General features: G+C 62.2%; 14 protein-coding genes. 8 read left to right on the plus strand and 6 right to left on the minus strand.

The window, feature by feature from the left end:
• The 4 genes from ACF8Q6_RS08705 to ACF8Q6_RS08720 form a co-directional block, all read right to left on the minus strand.
• The coding region (locus ACF8Q6_RS08705) for a dicarboxylate/amino acid:cation symporter (RefSeq protein WP_392491073.1) at nt 1-1,269 on the minus strand (1,269 nt) is incomplete at its 3' end.
• A gap of 326 nt (nt 1,270-1,595) precedes the next feature.
• A complete protein-coding gene (locus ACF8Q6_RS08710; protein WP_392491072.1) occupies nt 1,596-2,942 on the minus strand; it encodes an ATP-binding protein in 1,347 nt (448 codons plus the stop codon).
• Entirely contained in the window at nt 2,939-3,616 is a 678-nt protein-coding gene (locus ACF8Q6_RS08715; RefSeq protein ID WP_004576835.1) for a response regulator, read from the minus strand. Before ACF8Q6_RS08715 ends, ACF8Q6_RS08710 begins: the two co-directional genes overlap by 4 nt.
• Before the next feature lie 194 nt (nt 3,617-3,810).
• Complete coding sequence (locus tag ACF8Q6_RS08720) at nt 3,811-4,416, minus strand: outer membrane beta-barrel protein (RefSeq protein WP_010952338.1); 606 nt, start codon at nt 4,414-4,416, stop codon at nt 3,811-3,813.
• Nucleotides 4,417-4,545: 129 nt separating this feature from the next.
• On the opposite strand from ACF8Q6_RS08720, the gene ACF8Q6_RS08725 reads away from it, so the two are divergent.
• Together ACF8Q6_RS08725 and ACF8Q6_RS08730 are read left to right on the plus strand one after the other, a co-directional pair.
• Nucleotides 4,546-5,337 carry a dienelactone hydrolase family protein gene (locus ACF8Q6_RS08725; RefSeq protein ID WP_392491071.1) on the plus strand — a complete coding sequence of 264 codons (792 nt, stop codon included), beginning with the start codon at nt 4,546-4,548 and terminating at the stop codon, nt 5,335-5,337.
• A gap of 244 nt (nt 5,338-5,581) precedes the next feature.
• Nucleotides 5,582-6,283 (plus strand): 4'-phosphopantetheinyl transferase, encoded by a 702-nt coding sequence (locus tag ACF8Q6_RS08730; protein WP_392491977.1) that lies wholly within the window; start codon nt 5,582-5,584, stop codon nt 6,281-6,283.
• 3 nt (nt 6,284-6,286) lie between these two features.
• Here ACF8Q6_RS08730 and ACF8Q6_RS08735 read toward each other — a convergent pair whose 3' ends face one another.
• Both ACF8Q6_RS08735 and ACF8Q6_RS08740 read right to left on the minus strand, forming a co-directional pair.
• Entirely contained in the window at nt 6,287-7,894 is a 1,608-nt protein-coding gene (locus ACF8Q6_RS08735; RefSeq protein WP_392491979.1) for an ATP-binding protein, read from the minus strand.
• Nucleotides 7,891-8,589: a response regulator transcription factor gene (locus tag ACF8Q6_RS08740; RefSeq protein WP_004576832.1), complete on the minus strand. Its 699-nt coding sequence runs from the start codon at nt 8,587-8,589 to the stop codon at nt 7,891-7,893. Before ACF8Q6_RS08740 ends, ACF8Q6_RS08735 begins: the two co-directional genes overlap by 4 nt.
• Nucleotides 8,590-9,336: 747 nt before the next feature.
• On the opposite strand from ACF8Q6_RS08740, the gene ACF8Q6_RS08745 reads away from it, so the two are divergent.
• The 6 genes from ACF8Q6_RS08745 (at nt 9,337) to ACF8Q6_RS08770 (ending at nt 18,141) form a co-directional block, all read left to right on the plus strand.
• Nucleotides 9,337-12,216: a ribonucleoside-diphosphate reductase subunit alpha gene (locus ACF8Q6_RS08745; protein ID WP_012051455.1), complete on the plus strand. Its 2,880-nt coding sequence runs from the start codon at nt 9,337-9,339 to the stop codon at nt 12,214-12,216.
• Nucleotides 12,217-12,354: 138 nt separating this feature from the next.
• Nucleotides 12,355-12,486, plus strand: a complete 132-nt coding sequence (locus ACF8Q6_RS08750; RefSeq protein WP_392498655.1) for a hypothetical protein — start codon at nt 12,355-12,357, stop codon at nt 12,484-12,486.
• A gap of 441 nt (nt 12,487-12,927) precedes the next feature.
• Nucleotides 12,928-14,178 (plus strand): ribonucleotide-diphosphate reductase subunit beta, encoded by a 1,251-nt coding sequence (locus ACF8Q6_RS08755; protein ID WP_003254823.1) that lies wholly within the window; start codon nt 12,928-12,930, stop codon nt 14,176-14,178.
• 760 nt (nt 14,179-14,938) lie between these two features.
• Entirely contained in the window at nt 14,939-16,177 is a 1,239-nt protein-coding gene (locus ACF8Q6_RS08760; RefSeq protein WP_004577198.1) for an OprD family porin, read from the plus strand.
• Between the two features lie 253 nt (nt 16,178-16,430).
• Nucleotides 16,431-17,237 carry an NAD(P)-dependent oxidoreductase gene (locus ACF8Q6_RS08765; protein ID WP_003254828.1) on the plus strand — a complete coding sequence of 269 codons (807 nt, stop codon included), beginning with the start codon at nt 16,431-16,433 and terminating at the stop codon, nt 17,235-17,237.
• 22 nt (nt 17,238-17,259) lie between these two features.
• The gene (locus ACF8Q6_RS08770; RefSeq protein ID WP_087534860.1) at nt 17,260-18,141 is read left to right on the plus strand and encodes an SMP-30/gluconolactonase/LRE family protein; all 882 of its coding nucleotides are present in this window, start codon (nt 17,260-17,262) and stop codon (nt 18,139-18,141) included.
• Nucleotides 18,142-18,154 lie beyond the last annotated feature (13 nt).

The following is an 18,154-nucleotide window of genomic DNA, read 5'->3' on the forward strand; positions in this document are numbered from 1 at the left end:
CAGCGGCGCACCACCGGAGTCCAGTTCCGAAGCCAGCTTGTCGTTGTCCATTTCCTTGACCCACTTGGCCACTACCACGGTGGCAACGGCGTTGCCTACCAAGTTGGTCAGGGCGCGGGCTTCGGACATGAAGCGGTCGATGCCGAGGATCAGCGCCAGGCCGGCAACCGGCAGGTGGCCAACAGCCGACAGGGTCGCGGCCAGCACGATGAAGCCCGAACCGGTAACGCCGGCAGCACCCTTGGAAGCCACCAGCAGCACCAGCAGCAGCGTGATCTGGTGAGTGATGTCCATGGTGGTGTCAGTGGCCTGAGCGATGAACACCGCAGCCATGGTCAGGTAGATCGAGGTACCGTCCAGGTTGAACGAGTAGCCAGTCGGGATAACCAGGCCCACTACCGATTTCTTGGCACCCAGGCGCTCCATCTTGGCCAGCATGCGTGGCAGAGCCGACTCCGAGGACGAAGTCCCCAGCACGATCAGCAGTTCTTCACGGATGTAGCGGATCAGCTTGATCACGCTGAAGCCGTGGGCGCGGCAGATACCGCCCAGCACCACCAGCACGAACAGCAGGCAGGTGATGTAGAAGCAGGCCATCAGGTAGCCCAGCTGCACCAGCGAGCCAACACCGTACTGGCCAATGGTGAAGGCCATGGCGCCGAAAGCGCCGATCGGGGCCAACTTCATGATCATGTTGATGATGTTGAACATGACGTGGGCGAAGCGGTCGATCATGTCTAGTACCGGCTTGCCGTAGCTGCCCAGGCGGTGCAGGGCGAAGCCGAACAGCACCGAGAACATCAGCACTTGCAGGATGTCGCCGTTGGCGAAGGCGCCGACGACCGTATTGGGGATGACGTTAAGCAGGAAGCCGACGGTAGTCTGCTGCGCGCCGGCGGCGGCGTAGGCAGCCACGCTGCTGGCGTTCAGGGTGCTGACGTCGATGTGCATGCCTGCGCCTGGCTTGACCACGTTGACGACGACGAGGCCGATGATCAGGGCGATGGTGGAGACGATTTCGAAGTACAGCAACGCGTAGCCGCCGGTTTTGCCGACCGACTTCATGCTCTGCATGCCGGCAATGCCGCTGACCACGGTACAGAAGATGATCGGGGCGATGATCATCTTGATCAGTTTGACGAAGCCGTCACCCAGGGGTTTGAGGGCAACGCCCGTTTCCGGGTAGTAGTGGCCGAGCAGGATGCCGATGGTGATGGCGACCAACACCTGGACATACAGGGATTTGTACAGCGGCTGACGTGTCGTCATGGCTAATTTTCCTCAAGTGTGCCGGTTCACCCTTCCCAGGGTGATGGGGGCACCTGAATCGCTAACCCTCCTGCACTTGGAGGGATTTGTCGTTGTGTTCGAGCTGCCTGGGCAGGCCTCTGCGAGGATCAATAGCAAGGGTGGTGCCAAAATGCCCATGAAGGGTGCAAAGCCCGTATTTGCTAGGAGTAAATGCCCAACTACAGGGCGATATTCCCGGGACGGATTGGCGGATTTCCGCCCGATGGCGGAATTTGTACAAGGAGGAATGGCGGAAATCCGCCCTTTGTGGATTGACCTGTGAACGGGCTGGCACAGGCTAGAGATCAATCCAGGTGGAAGGTGATCCTGAACGCAGCGCCCCCCAGCGGCGAATCGCCAAGGCTCAGCTCGGCGTCATAGCTGTCGACGATATCCTTGACCACGGCCAAGCCTATGCCCTGCCCCGGGTGTTGGCTGTCCAGCCGCTCCCCACGCTCCAGAATGCGTTCACGCTGGTCGGCGGGCACGCCCGGCCCGTCGTCCTCGATGCACAAGGTCAGATACCCCGGCGCCTTCACCAGGCTCACCCGCACTTGGCCCAGGCTCAGCCGGTAGGCGTTCTCCAGCAGGTTGCCGAGCATTTCCAGCAACGCGCCCTGCTCCATCGGCACCTGCGCCGCGTCCGGCAACTCCAGCACCACGTTCACACGTTTTTCCCGGTAAACCTTGGCCAAGGTGCTGCACAGGCTGTCGAGCAACGGCCGCAGCAATACGCTGTGGCGGACCAGGCCACTCTTGCGCAGGCTGGCGCGTTGCAGCTGGTAGTCGATCTGCTGGCTCATGCGCTCGATCTGGCTTTGCAGCACCCGCGCCTGCTCGCGCTCGCCGCTGCGCTGCTGCAAGCTTTCACCCACACCCTGCAACACCGCCAGCGGCGTCTTCAGGCTGTGCGCCAGGTCGTCCAGCGAATCACGGTAGCGCGTGCGCTGCTCACGCTCACTGCGCAACAGACGGTTGAGCGAGCGGGTCAGGCGCAGCAACTCGCGTGGGTGCTCACCGCTCAGACCGTCACGTGCACCTGATTCCACTTCATCCAGTTCGTGGCTGAGGCGTCGCAACGAGCGCAGCCCCCAGGTCAGGCCTGCCCACAACAACACCATGAGCGCCAGCAATGCAGCGCCGAACCCCAGGTAGAGCTTTTCGCGCAGGCCATTGAGGGTGGCCTTGTACTCGCTCACGGGCTGCAGAGCGACAATGCTGTAGGCAGCGCTCTGCCCGCCCAGCAGCTTGATCTCGACGTCGTACACGAAGAACTCTTCGCCATCGGACTGGTGAATGCGGTCGAACTCGTTGCCGCGCCCGTCATAGCGCGGCTGGTAGTTGATGTGCCGATCGGCGGTGGCACGCGACTGCCAGACCAGTTTGCCGTCGCGGTCAAAGATATAGCCGAGCAGGCCTGTGTAAGGCAGGTTGTAGCGCTCATCCGGCAGCAGTGTCGGCATCTGCAACTGGCCATGCTCGATACGCGCAGCGGAAATCAGCGTGGTCACATCAGAGGCCAGACGCTGCTCGATCGATTCCTGCAGAGCCAGGCTGAAGGCCTTCTGCAAGGCCGGCAGCAGCGCCAGCATGAACAGCAGCGCCAACACTGCGGCGGCCAGCATCAGGCGCACCCGCAGCGAGCGGATCATCGGCAGCGCTCGGTGAACAGGTAGCCCAGGCCGCGCACCGTGTCGATGGGTTTGAAGCCGCGCTCGCCTTCAAGCTTGCGGCGCAGGCGGCCAACCAGCACTTCGATGACATTGGGGTCGCGCTCTTCGTCACCTGGGTACAACTGTTCCATCAGGCGATCCTTGGCCACCACCTGCTGGTGATGGCGCATGAGGTATTCGAGGATGCGGTATTCGTAGGCAGTCAGGGCCAAGGCGTGTTCGTCGAGGGTGGCCTGCTTGCGGTTGAGGTCAAGCACCAAGGGGCCAGCGGTGATGGTCGACTGGATGAAACCACTGGAGCGGCGCAACAGGGCATTGAGCCGTGCTTCAAGCTCCTCGAACTGGAACGGCTTGACCAGATAGTCGTCGGCACCGGCGGCCAGGCCCTCGACCTTGTCTTGCCAGTTGCCACGGGCTGTGAGGATGAGAATGGGGAAGGTCTTGTCCTGGCTGCGCAGCCGCGTGATCAGCTCCAGGCCGCTGATACCGGGCAGGCCCAGGTCGATGATGGCAAGGTCGAAATGGTACTGCTCGGCCTGGTACAGCGCCTCTTCGGCATCAGCGACCGCCTCGACCACATGGCCGCTTTCGCCCAGGCGGGTGTAGAGGTGATGGCGAAGCAGGGCTTCGTCCTCGACCACCAGCAGTTTCATGTGCAGCTCCTTATGTGTATTGCCTGTACCGGCCTATTCGCGGGCATGCCTGCTCCCACAGCAATCGCACAGTCTCTGAAACGTGTGCAGCACCTGCACAAGCCAAAGGTACTGCACAGTTTCAGCGGTTTGTGCAGTACCTGTGGGAGCGGGCGTGCCCGCTAAGGCCGGTACAGGATAACGCGGCTCGTTCGTCAGAACTTGTAACTTGCTGCCAGGTAGGTCTGCGCGCTGCTGGTCAGGCGCAGGGTGCCATCCTTCGGCCCGCCATGCGCGCCCACCTCGGTCGCGGCATTGGTGCGCAGATAACGGTAGCCCAGTTCGACCGAGGCCTTGTCGGTGATGTCCTGGATCACACCGGCCTGCAAGCCGTAGGCATAACCGTAGTCAGTGTCCCGGCTGGCGCCAGGCGAGTCCTGGGTCAGCTTGGTCACACCCAGGCTGCCACCACCGAACAGCTTGGTGGTATCGCCCACCGGCAGGAACAAGTCGTAGCTGCCCAGCAGGTTTTCCTGGCGCAACTTCAGGCCACTGTGGTCGCCAGAGACGTTGTCATAGGTCATGTAGTAGCGGCCCTGGTCGTTGATCTTGCCCAGACGCACACCCCAGGTATCGTCCTTGCCGATGATACCGTCGGCGTTGAGGTGGTCGGTGTTGCGTTGCAGCAGGCCGGACTTGCGGACTTTGTCGCTGGTCTGGCCGTAGGTGAGGCTGGCGAAGTTGTCGTCCGCGGCCTGGGCGGTGGTGATGCCAGCGGCACAGACGGCCATGGCGGCAAGCAGGGTATTGAAGGTTTTCATGGCTGGGTACTCCAGTTGGGTGCGCTGTTTCGGTCTGGAAGCTAGAGTAATCAGGGCACCCTGAACCGCGACTGAACCCTGGCTGAACCCCGGCTGAACGAACCGATAGCAAAACAAGGAGTTGTGAACATGCGAGCCCTGCTGGCCCTGACCCTGATGTGCAGCGCCGCCCTCGCCCAAGCGGCGGTAGTGACCCGTGAAATTCCTTATCAGGACGACGATGGCAACCGCCTCGTCGGCTACTACGCCTACGATGACGCGCTGGACGGCAAACGCCCAGGCATCGTTGTGGTGCATGAATGGTGGGGCCTGAACGACTATGCCAAGCGTCGTGCGAGAGATCTTGCCGCCCTGGGCTACAAGGCACTGGCCATCGACATGTACGGCGATGGCAAGCACACCGAGCATCCGCAGGATGCCCAGGCATTCATGGCCGCAGCGATGAAGGACCCGGCCGCAGCAGCAGCGCGCTTCGACGCGGGCCTGGAGTTGTTGAAAAAGCAGCCGAATGTGAACAAGCATCAACTGGGCGCTGTCGGCTACTGTTTTGGCGGCAAGGTGGTGCTTGATGCCGCACGCCGGGGAGAAAAGCTCGATGGCGTGGTGAGCTTCCATGGCGCACTGTCTACCCAGACCCCGGCAAAACCTGGCGTGGTGCGGGCCGATATTCTGGTCGAGCATGGTGCGGCGGACAGCATGGTCACCCCACAGCAGGTGGAGGCGTTCAAGGCCGAGATGGATGCGGCCAAGGTCAACTACCAGTTCGTCAGTATTGAAGGGGCCAAGCACGGGTTCACCAACCCCGATGCAGATCGGCTCAGCCACGGTGAACATGGGGGGCCGGACATTGGCTATAACAAGGCAGCGGACGAGCGTTCCTGGGCGGATATGCAGGCGTTCTTCAAGACGGTGTTCAAATAAAAGACTGTGCAATCGTTGTGGGAGCGTCTGTCTTGCTCAATTTCTAAAAGCTGGCGCGATCCCTGGACTGCCCCCAAGAAGTTGGATTGGTATCCAACTTCTTGGGGGCAGTCCACCCTGTGGGAGCGGGCTTGCCCGCGAACACAGGCGAAGCCCGTGCCATCCACCACGGTGTTGACTTCGCGGGCAAGCCCGCTTCCACGCCACCTCCCTTAGCGCCTGCACAGCTGGCACAATAAGCCCCATGAACATACTTCCCGCCTGCTGCGCCCCGCTCCAGCACCACTGGCCCCTGCCCCGCCCACTCCCCGGCGCTGTGCTGGTCAGTTGCGCCTTCGACCCTGCCCACCTGGCAACCGACGACTTCCAGCGCGCCGGTATCGTGCCCAGCGCCAGCCTGCAGCGCTCAGTCGCCAAGCGCCAGGCCGAGTACCTGGCCGGTCGCGTATGTGCCCGTGCCGCGCTCCAGCGCCTGGACGGACGCGACTACGTCCCCGGCACCCATGAGGACCGCTCGCCGATCTGGCCGGTGGGCATCCACGGCTCGATCACCCATGGCAAGGGCTGGGCCGCCGCCGTGGTCGCCGCCGAGGGCAGTTGCCAAGGCCTGGGGCTGGATCAGGAAACCCTGCTGGATGACGAGCGCGCCGATCGACTGATGGGCGAAATCCTCACCCCGGCAGAGCTGGAGCGCCTGGACCGCCGTCAGCTCGGCCTGACCGTTACCTTGACCTTTTCGCTGAAGGAAAGCCTGTTCAAGACCCTCTACCCACTGACCCGCCAGCGCTTCTACTTCGAGCACGCCGAAGTGCTGGACTGGTCCAGCGAAGGCCTGGCGCGCCTGCGCCTGCTTGCTGACCTGTCGCCGCAGTGGCGACACGGCGCAGAGCTGCAAGGCCAGTTCTGCCTGCAGGACGGCCACTTGCTCAGCCTGATCAGCGCTTGACCTCTACTGCGATGCCTGCTGCCGTGGCCAGGTCAGGCTGAAGCAGGCTCCACCCAACGCCGCACTGCGCCCCACCGTGGCCCGGCCCGCGTGCCAGTAGATGATCCGCCGTACGATCGACAGGCCCAGGCCATGCCCGCCCGAGGCACGGGTACGGCTGTCATCGAGGCGGGTAAAGGGCGTGAAAATGCGGTCCCAGAAGCCCTCGGGGATCCCTGGGCCGTCATCCTCCACATCGATGCGGCAACGTTGCTGGCCCAGCTGATAACTCAGGCGCACTTCGCCCTCGGCATGGCGCATGGCATTGCCGACAAGGTTCTGCAGGGCCCGGTGCAAGTAGCGCGGCTCGGCCTCGACCCAGGCGCCTTCGGCATCCGCGCCCTGACACTCGCCGCGCACCACCCGCACCTCGGCACGCAAAGGTGCCAGCTCTTCGATCACCCGATCGAGCAAGGCATCCAGATCGACCCGCTGGAACTTCAAGGCCGGTGCGCCTTGCTCCAGGCGGGCGTAGGTCAGCATCTCGTCGACCAGCTTGTCGAGGTCCTGGATATCCCCGTCCATGCCCGCCAGGTGCTTTGCCCGCACCTGTTCAGTCGTGGCGCTTTCGATCATCTCCAGGCCAAAGCGCAGGCGCGCCACCGGCGTGCGAAGCTCGTGGGACACCGCTCGCACCAGCTCGCGCTGCATGGTCAGCGAGCGCTGCAGGTGCTCGGCCATGCCATTGAAGGCAGCCGCCAGGCGCCCTACCGAGTCGGCGTCGCCGGCCGGCACGCGGGTATCCAGGCTGCCCTGGGCGATGCGCGTGGCAGCAATCTCCAGGCCGGACACACGACGTTCCAGCTGACGCACCAGCAGGTAGACCACCAGGCCAATCAGGCACAGACCCAGGAACGCAATCAGGATCAGCAACTGCGGCGGATAAGGGTTGAGCTGGTACAGCGGGCCGATTTCCAGTACCCATGGCGAGCCCGTCAGCCCGGCGAACACCCGGATCGAGTCACCATCCTTGCCCAGCGCCATCACCGTGTCGCCCTCCTCCACGCGGCGCCGCTGGTCATCGTCCAGGCTGACCCGCTCGATACGTTGCAAGGCAACGCCAAAGCCGAAGCCCTTTTCCTGCTTGATCTGTGCCAGGCGCTGCTGCTGTTCGGTTACCGGGTAGCGCACCAGTTCGTCGGCCAATAGATAGAGGGTGGCCCGCGCCAACTGCTCGCTGATCTGTTTGATCTGCGCGACCAGCATCAGGTCTTCCTGGCCCACCTTGCGTAGCACTTGCGCCGCATGCGGGCCAATTTTCTCGACCACCACCAGGCCACGGTACAGGCGCGCTCGCTGGCCACCGTCAAGGCTGCGTGCGCTCATCGGTTGCAGCGCCAACGGCACGCCAAGCAGGCGTTCCCAGATCAGCAGCGAACGCTTGCGTTGGGTTTCATTCTGCATTGCCAGGTTGTCGGCCATCAGGCTGAAGGTGCCCTGGGCCAGGCCCTCGCGATGCTGGGCAGCGCGCACTTCGTTGACCAGGTGCAGGCTGAGCACGCCAAGCAGGGCCACCAGCACCAGCACGGCCAGCATGCCGCCGTAGATGCGCAGGAAGATCGAATTGTTCATGGTGCCTCGCCCACGAACAGGTAGCCTTTGCTGCGCAGGGTCTTGATCAACCGCGGCTGAAGCGGGTCGTCGCCGATCTTGGGGCGGATTTTCGAGATGCGGATATCGATAGAGCGGTCCTGGCCGTCGTAGCCCACGCCACGCAGTGCGGTGAAGATCTGTTCACGGGTCAGCACCCGGCCAGCGTTGCTGGCCAACAGCCAGAGCAGATCGAATTCGGCGCCGGTCAGCTCGATCAACTGCTCGCCCAGGTGCGCCTCGCGCAGGCGGTTGTCGATACGCAGCGCACCGAAGGCCAGGTCCTGGCGCTTGCTGTCCACGGTTTCGCTGCGGCGCAGCAGGGCCTGGATACGCGCCAGCAGCAAGCGTGGGCGCACGGGTTTGCAGACGTAGTCGTCGGCCCCCAGGTCCAGGCCCTGAACCTGGTCGAGTTCATCGCTGCGCGCGGTGAGCATGAGGATCGGCCCCTGGTACTGGCTGCGCACCCGGCGGCAGATGCTCAGGCCGTCCTCGCCGGGGAGCATCAGGTCGAGGATCACCAGGTCGGGCTGGCTGTCGATGATGCGCCTCGCGGCACGGGCGCCATCGGCCTCCACCGCGACCTCGAAACCATTGGCCTGCAGGTATTCGGCGGTGAGTTCGGCGAGGCGCTGGTCGTCTTCGACGATGAGGATGCGGGGTATGGGGTGGTCCATGGCTTTGGCCTTGTTGTTCTTGGGATCGTGTCAGGGCAGCTGAGAGTATGAATGTAGATGGGGGGCCCTGCGAGACCGAGCGCCCCGCGGGCGGTGCTCGATCTCCCAGGCACCCCAGATCTTCAGACACGCCCTACCGCCCCTCGACTGAACCGTTTTTTGTGACAGGCTTCGCGCCAAAAAAAAACTGCCCAAGGGCGTCAAGGTGCAGAAAAATACTGCAAACCACTTGGCACAAGGCCTACAGCGAATACCCACCATTCACTCACAAAGTACACACAACTTATCCACAGGCGCTCGCCTTGCAAAGCCCCCAATACCGCATTATCTTGTATCCCGATCGCAGCGAACCACTAGATATAGGGGTTCGTGCAAAATCACACACAAAAGTCAACCCGCAAGATCAAGCGATTTTTCGGGTGGAACTTCAGGTGATTTCAGCAGCCAAACCGCTCCTGCGGAGGCGACCGAGGCAAGCTCTTTCAGGGCGTTGTTCGGGCATGGGTGTTGCAGGCCAGGCCTGGCACCCATCAGCAACAGTTTTTGGGCTCGGCCCAGAACCTTTGACTTCGGCCAGGGAGCGGCAAGCCATTGCCCCTTATTCCTGAGTCTGTCCCGAAGTCGGTACGCCCGCGCGGGCGGATGCGCATGCATTGCGCATCCCCGCGAGGTTATCGAGCAAGTGGACGGAACGGTGGGCGCCCATAAGGCGCCTGAACAATATAGAAACTGTGGAGACACCCACCCATGCAAACCGACACAACTCGCGAGAACCCGCAGGCCCAGGTGCCGCAGGCCGCCGATTCCAACCAGGATCTGGCTGCCACCGCCCCCGGCCAACTGCGCGTGATCAAGCGTAACGGCACTGTCGTCCCTTACACCGACGACAAGATCACCGTCGCCATCACCAAGGCGTTCCTCGCAGTTGAAGGCGGCACCGCCGCCGCTTCGTCGCGCATCCACGACACCGTCGCACGCCTGACTGAACAGGTTACCGCCACGTTCAAGCGTCGCATGCCATCGGGTGGCACCATCCACATCGAAGAAATCCAGGACCAGGTCGAACTGGCCCTGATGCGCGCCGGCGAGCAGAAAGTCGCCCGCGACTACGTGATCTACCGTGACCAGCGCGCCAAGGAGCGTGCCACCCGCGCCAACACCGACGCCGTGGTCGAGCCGCACCCGAGCATCCGCATCACCCTGGCTGACGGCAGCCTGGCGCCGCTCGACATGGCCCGCCTGAACACCATCATCAGCGAAGCCTGCGAAGGCCTGGCCGAAGTCGATGGCGACCTGATCCAGCGCGAAACTCTGAAGAACCTGTACGACGGCGTGGCCATCAAGGACGTCAACACCGCCCTGGTGATGACCGCCCGTACCCTGGTGGAGCGCGAGCCGAACTACTCGTTCGTTACCGCCCGCCTGCTGATGGACACCCTGCGCGCCGAAGGCCTGGGCTTCCTGAATGTAGCCGACAGCGCTACCCACCACGAGATGGCTGACCTGTACGCCAAGGCCCTGCCGGCCTACGTCGCCAAAGGTATCGAGTTCGAGCTGCTGAACCCGGCCCTGGCCGACTTCGACCTGGAAAAACTGGGCAAGGCAATCAACCACGAGCGTGACCAGCAGTTCACCTACCTGGGCCTGCAAACCCTGTACGACCGCTACTTCATCCACAAGGATGGCGTGCGCTTCGAGCTGCCGCAGGTGTTCTTCATGCGTGTGGCCATGGGCCTGGCGCTGGAAGAGAAGGACAAGGAAGCCCGTGCGATCGAGTTCTACAACCTGTTGTCGTCGTTCGACTACATGGCCTCGACCCCGACCCTGTTCAACGCCGGCACCCTGCGCCCGCAGCTGTCCAGCTGCTACCTGACCACCGTGCCGGACGACCTGTCGGGCATCTACCACGCGATCCACGACAACGCCATGCTGTCGAAATTCGCCGGTGGCCTGGGCAACGACTGGACCCCGGTCCGTGCACTGGGCTCGTACATCAAGGGCACCAACGGTAAATCCCAGGGCGTCGTCCCGTTCCTGAAAGTGGTCAACGACACCGCCGTTGCCGTGAACCAGGGTGGCAAGCGCAAAGGCGCTGTATGTGCCTACCTGGAAACCTGGCACCTGGACATCGAAGAATTCATCGAGCTGCGCAAGAACACCGGTGATGACCGCCGTCGTACCCACGACATGAACACCGCCAACTGGATCCCTGACCTGTTCATGAAGCGTGTCTTCGATGACGGCAAGTGGACCCTGTTCTCGCCTTCGGAAGTGCCAGACCTGCACGACCTGACCGGCAAGGCCTTCGAAGAGCGCTACGAGTACTACGAAGCCCTGACCGAGTACAACAAGATCAAGGTGTTCAAGACCATCCAGGCCAAAGACCTGTGGCGCAAGATGCTGTCGATGCTGTTCGAGACCGGCCACCCATGGCTGACCTTCAAGGACCCGTGCAACCTGCGTTCGCCGCAGCAGCACGTGGGCGTGGTCCACAGCTCGAACCTGTGCACCGAGATCACCCTGAACACCAACAAGGACGAGATCGCAGTCTGCAACCTGGGCTCGATCAACCTGCCGAACCACATCGTCGACGGCAAGCTGGACACTGCCAAGCTGCAGCGTACCGTGAACACCGCTGTGCGCATGCTCGACAACGTGATCGACATCAACTACTACTCGGTGCCGCAAGCGCGTAACTCGAACTTCAAGCACCGTCCGGTCGGCCTGGGCATCATGGGCTTCCAGGATGCGCTGTACCTGCAGCACATTCCTTACGGCTCCGATGCTGCCGTCGAGTTTGCCGACAAGTCGATGGAAGCGGTCAGCTACTACGCCATCCAGGCTTCGTGCGACCTGGCCGATGAACGCGGCGCCTACGAGACCTTCCAGGGTTCGCTGTGGTCCAAGGGCATCCTGCCGCTGGATTCGCAACAGATCCTGATCGAGGCCCGTGGCCAGAAGTACATCGACGTCAACCTGGAAGAAACCCTGGACTGGGCGCCGGTACGTGCCCGCGTACAGAAAGGTATTCGTAACTCGAACATCATGGCCATCGCGCCAACCGCGACCATCGCCAACATCACTGGCGTGTCGCAGTCGATCGAGCCTACCTACCAGAACCTGTACGTGAAATCGAACCTGTCTGGCGAATTCACCGTGATCAACCCGTACCTGGTTCGCGACCTCAAGGCCCGCGACCTGTGGGACTCGGTCATGATCAACGACCTGAAGTACTACGACGGTTCGGTACAGCAGATCGAGCGTATCCCGCAAGAGCTGAAAGACCTGTACGCCACTGCGTTCGAAGTCGAGACCAAGTGGATTGTCGACGCGGCTTCCCGTCGCCAGAAGTGGATCGACCAGGCGCAGTCGCTGAACCTGTACATTGCCGGCGCCTCGGGCAAGAAGCTGGACGTGACCTACCGCATGGCCTGGTACCGTGGCTTGAAAACCACCTACTACCTCCGTGCCCTGGCCGCAACCAGCACCGAGAAGTCGACCATCAACACCGGCAAGCTCAACGCCGTTTCCAGCGGTGGCGACAGCGCCCCGGTCCAGGCAGCCGGCCCAGCGCCAGTGCCGAAGGCCTGCGCGATCGACGAGCCTGACTGCGAAGCCTGCCAGTAAGGCCTGAATGCCGTGCGGGGTGCCTACGGGTGCCCCGCGCGGCATTTTTGTATCCGCGCCTCAGAGAAACCTTGCCCTTTGCCCACTGTTCACGCAGCTCGGTAAAAGAACAGGACCTCTCAAAAAGGATGTAAGCCCATGGCGCGGAAAAAACTGGCATCTCGCAAGATTGGTCGCAACGCAGAAACCGGCCGTTTCACCTCGGTGGAACAGGCACGCAAGCACCCCAAGACACACATCGTCGAAACGCTGTATACCCACCGTAGATAGTGGTGGCTGGCCTCATCGCCGGCTAGCCCGCGGTGAGGCCGGCTTCGCCAACAAAGCCCTCAATAAACACCATATGATGTGTCTTTAAATTTAAACTGGCACAACATATAGGTTGGCGCTACACTCTCCCCCCGTAGAAGAAGCCACCTGTTTCGTGAACGGACGCACGCCAAACCGGTCGAAAAAGTTACCCTCGCCGGCAACACATGCGCCCCGATCGAAGGTGAATTCCGGTATACTTTGCGCCCTCTGAAAAGAGCACCTATTCAATTGTCCTGGCCCCTCCCTGAGGCCTGGCCAGGTACAAGCCAGAACACATTCAGATGTAAACGAGAGTCAGCCTCTCGAGCTGTCCATTCGCCGTTACGGCCTTGCGTCAGGCATCACATTCTTTAAATCCAACCGGTTGCCCCAGGGCGACCCTCAAGCAGGAGCCAAACCATGCTGAGCTGGGACGAATTCGACAAAGAAGACGGCGAAGTAGCCGCCAAAGGCAACACCCCTGCGCAGGCCGCTGCCGCCGCCACCCTCGACAAGCTCGACAGCGCCGGTGGTGCCGCCGCCCTGGAGGCCCGTGCGGCCACCGCTTCTGACTCCGAAGCCGTCAAACGTGCCAAGGCTGCCCTCGACGCCCTCGACGTTGCCGAAGGCCTGGCCGAGCTGGAAGGCTCCTCGGCCCGCGTTGCAGTCGATGAAAAGCGCATGATCAACTGCCGCGCCGACCTCAACCAGCTGGTACCGTTCAAGTACGACTGGGCCTGGCAGAAGTACCTGGACGGCTGCGCCAACCACTGGATGCCGCAAGAGGTCAACATGACCGCCGACATCGCCCTGTGGAAGAGCCAGGACGGCCTGACCGAAGACGAACGCCGCATCGTCATGCGCAACCTCGGCTTCTTCTCCACCGCCGACTCGCTGGTTGCCAACAACCTGGCCCTGGCCGTGTACCGCCTGATCACCAACCCGGAGTGCCGCCAGTACATCCTGCGCCAGGCCTTCGAAGAAGCGATCCACACCCACGCCTACCAGTACTGCATCGAGTCGCTGGGCATGGATGAAGGCGAGATCTTCAACATGTACCACGAGATCCCGTCGGTCGCTAAAAAAGCCGCCTGGGGCCTGAAGTACACCCGCGCCATCTCCGACCCGGAATTCAACACCGGCACCGTCGAAACCGACAAAGAGCTGCTGCGCAACCTGATCGCCTACTACTGCGTCCTGGAAGGCATCTTCTTCTACTGCGGCTTCACCCAGATCCTGTCCATGGGCCGCCGCAACAAGATGACTGGCGTTGCCGAGCAGTTCCAGTACATCCTGCGTGACGAGTCGATGCACCTGAACTTCGGTATCGACGTGATCAACCAGATCAAGATCGAAAACCCGCACCTGTGGGATGCGGCGATGAAGGAAGAAGCGACCCAGATGATCCTGCAAGGGACCCAGCTGGAGATCGAATACGCCCGAGACACCATGCCACGCGGCGTATTGGGCATGAACGCAGCGATGATGGAGGACTACCTCAAGTTCATCGCCAACCGTCGCCTGACTCAGATTGGCTTGAAAGAAGAATATCCAGGGACTACCAACCCGTTCCCATGGATGAGTGAGATCATGGACTTGAAGAAGGAGAAGAACTTCTTTGAGACGCGTGTGATTGAGTATCAGACTGGCGGGGCGTTGAGCTGGGACTGACCGTCCGGGCTGAGCATCGAGAAGGCTGCCGATTGGCAGCCTTTTTTTATGATGTTCCCCAAGGGTCCTGACGTCAGTTACGAAAAGTGACCACAGCGCCATTCCCTTCAAATGAAGAGGCCTCGCCCTTGCCGACAGGAGGGGTACGGCACCAGCAAGGATGCCGGGACTGGACATGCCAGTCTAAGTGGTCAAGGACGAGGCCAGATCTGAAGATAGCGCAGGCTCGGGGATGGGGCCACCGCTGTTTCGATTTGATTTGTAACCCTGTCCCCGGTTTGCGGTGCGAAGCAGCCAATGGGGTGGATGGCACAGGCTTTACCCGTGTTCGCGGGCAAGCCCGCCTGCTAGCAATAGATCGTGGACGTGCGTGGTGCATGGCAGTTGTAGTATGTCTGCAGCGCGTTCAGGCTAGAGCCTCTGCAGCTCAGTTTTTGGCGTCTAGTACCCTATTTGCTCTGCGATCAGCCGTTGACAGCCCTCCTCCCCCTTGCTAATAATCGCCCACAGTTGTACGACAACACATAACAAAAACAACAATCCGTGGACGAACTCATGTCGACATCCATCCCGCTACACCTACGTTTGTTGCACCCCCCTCCTTCCCCGGCCAGCTTGCGTACGCCTGCCAGTACGTAGCGCCCGGTTACCGCGCATTCACCCCTGGCCCTGACCGGCCCGTTATCTACCCGCCCCTGCCGCAGGCCGCTTGCGCGTGCCCGGTGGACGGGCTGCCACACCCTTAGGGAGCACAACAATAATGAAAATCTGCCACACCCTACCCTTCGCCCTGCTTGGCGCCGGGGTTATCGCCGGCCTGCCGGGCACTAGCCTGGCAGCGGGATTTGTCGAGGACAGCAAGGCCACCCTCGGGCTGCGCAACTTCTACATCAACCGCAACTTCACCAACCCCAGCAACCCACAGAGCAAGGCCGAGGAGTGGACGCAAAGCTTCATTCTCGATGCCCGCTCGGGGTTCACAGAAGGGCCAATCGGCTTCGGCGTGGATGTGCTGGGGCTGTGGTCGGTCAAGCTCGACGGTGGTGGCGGTACCTATGGCACGGCGTTGCTGCCACGCCATGACGATGGCAAGCCTGCTGACGATTACGGGCGCCTGGCAGTGGCGGGTAAGGCGCGTATTTCCAAGACCGAACTGAAGATCGGTGAATGGATGCCGGTGCTGCCGATTCTGCGTTCGGACGACGGGCGTTCGTTGCCGCAAACATTCCGTGGCGGGCAGGTGACCTCCAATGAAATCGCCGGGCTGACCCTGTACGGCGGCCAGTTCCGCGGCAACAGCCCGCGTAACGACGCGAGCATGGAAGACATGAGCTACGGCGGCGGTGTGTCGGACCGTTTCAACTTCGTCGGCGGCGAGTACAAGTTCAACCAGGACCGCACGCTGGTGGGGCTTTGGAATGCGGTGCTGAAGGACGTGTACCAGCAGCAATACCTGCAACTGAGCCACAGCCAGCCGGTGGGTGACTGGACCCTGGGTGCGAACCTGGGCTACTTCCATGGCGACGAGGACGGCTCCGAACGTGCCGGGCAGCTGGACAACAAGACCTACTCGGGGATGTTCTCGGCCAAGTACGGCGGCAGCACCTTCTGGGTGGGGCTGCAGAAAGTCGATGGTGATACCTGGATGCGGGTAAACGGCACCAGTGGCGGCACCCTGGCCAACGACAGTTACAACTCCAGCTTCGACAATGCCAACGAGCGTTCGTGGCAGGTGCGCCATGACTTCAACTTCGTCACCGTCGGGGTGCCAGGGCTGACCTTGATGAACCGCTACATCAGCGGGCGCGATGTGCACAGCGGGGGGGTGACCGATGGCAAGGAGTGGGTGCGTGAAACGGAGCTTGCGTATGTGATCCAGAGCGGGGCGTTCAAGGATTTGAGCGTGAAATGGCGTAACTCGTCGATTCGCCGGGATTACAGCAATAACGAGTTTGATGAGAACCGGTTGATCTTCAACTACCCATTGTCGTTGCTCTGATCATGACCTGCGGATTTACCCGCGAATACGGTGGCGGCGGCAACGGTGAACGGCGGGTGGAGATTGGCCAGCAGGGCCGGCCTCTTCGCGGGTAAACCCGCTCCTACGGGCGACCGCGCAGGCCTTTCACCTTTTCTTACCCGCGAAAAGGCCGGCAAAAGCCGCCCAAGCCTCATTGACAACACACAGAACCACCGCCAATAATCACCCAAGTCATACGACAACCTACAACAACTAACAACAAGAGCCGGCCATGACCACTACCCCCTTCAATCGCCTGCTGCTCACCGGAGCCGCAGGCGGCCTGGGCAAGGTCCTTCGCGAACGCCTGAAAGGCTACGCCGAGGTCCTGCGCCTTTCCGACATCAGCCCCATGGCGCCTGCTGCTGGCCCGCATGAGGAAGTCATCACCTGCGACCTGGCCGACAAGGCTGCGGTGCATGCACTGGTCGAAGGCGTGGACGCCATCATCCACTTCGGCGGGGTTTCTACCGAGCACGCCTTCGAAGAGATTCTCGGCCCCAATATCTGCGGCGTGTTCCACGTGTACGAGGCGGCGCGCAAGCATGGGGTCAAGCGCATCATCTTCGCCAGCTCCAACCACACCATCGGTTTCTATCGCCAGGATGAGCGCATCGATGCTCACGCGCCGCGCCGTCCCGACAGCTATTACGGGCTGTCCAAGTGCTACGGCGAAGATGTGGCCAGCTTCTACTTCGACCGCTACGGCATCGAGACCGTCAGCATTCGCATCGGCTCGTCGTTCCCGCAGCCACAGAACCCGCGCATGCTCTGCACCTGGCTGAGCTATGACGACTTGGTGCAACTGATCGAACGTGGGCTATCGACGCCCGACGTTGGCCATACCATCGTCTACGGCGCCTCCGACAATCGCACCGTGTGGTGGGACAACCGCCATGCCGCGCACCTGGGCTATGTGCCCAAGGACAGCTCGGAAGCCTTCCGCGCAGCCGTGGAGGCCCAACCGGCACCCGCCGCCGATGACCCGAGCATGGTCTACCAGGGCGGCGCTTTCGCCGTGGCCGGCCCGTTCAACTGACCCCACGCCAGGAGGCACGGCCATGAACTGCGAACTGATCGTCGACGCCCGTAACGGTACCGGCGAAAGCCCTGTGTGGCACCCCGGTGAACAGGCCCTGTACTGGGTAGACATTCCCGCTCGCCAATTGCATCGCTGGCAAGCGGCCGATGGCAAACACCAGTTCTGGCAAGGCGACGAGATGCTGGCCTGCATCGCCCGCAGCGGTCAGGGCTGGGTTGCGGGTATGGAAAGCGGCATCTTTCAGCTCCAGGCCAGGGCGGACGGCAGCCTGGACAGCCGGCTGCTCAGCAACGTGCAGCACGCCCAGGCCGGCATGCGCTTCAACGATGGCCGCTGCGACCGTCAGGGCCGCTTCTGGGCCGGGACCATGCTGCTGGACATGCAGCAAGGCGCCCATGTGGGTGCGCTGTACCGGCATGACGGCGAAGGCCACCTGCACCTGCAGCAGGACGGCATGATCGTGCCCAACGGCCTGGCGTTCAGCCCCGACGGCAAGCGCATGTACCTGTCCGACTCACACCCCAACGTGCAGAAGGTGTGGGCCTTCGACTACGACACCGACAGCGGCACGCCGCACAACAAGCGGCTGTTCGTCGACATGCGCGGCTACCCAGGGCGCCCCGACGGCGCCGCGATCGACCAGGATGGCTGCTACTGGATCTGCGGCAACGACGCCGGGCAAGTTCACCGCTTCACGCCTGACGGGCGCCTCGACCGCTCGCTCAGCGTGCCGGTGAAAAAGCCGGCCATGTGCGCCTTTGGTGGCGCCAACCTCGACACCCTGTACGTCACCTCGATCCGCCCCGCGGGCATCGACCTCGGCGACCAGCCACTGGCTGGCGGGGTATTTGCCCTCAACCCTGGCACCAAGGGCCTGGAGGAACCTGCCTACCGGGGCTGAGCCCCACTGCCAC

Origin of the sequence: Pseudomonas sp. GLN_2 (assembly GCF_043106005.1) — a bacterium.
GTDB classification, from domain to species: Bacteria; Pseudomonadota; Gammaproteobacteria; order Pseudomonadales; family Pseudomonadaceae; genus Aquipseudomonas; species Aquipseudomonas alloputida.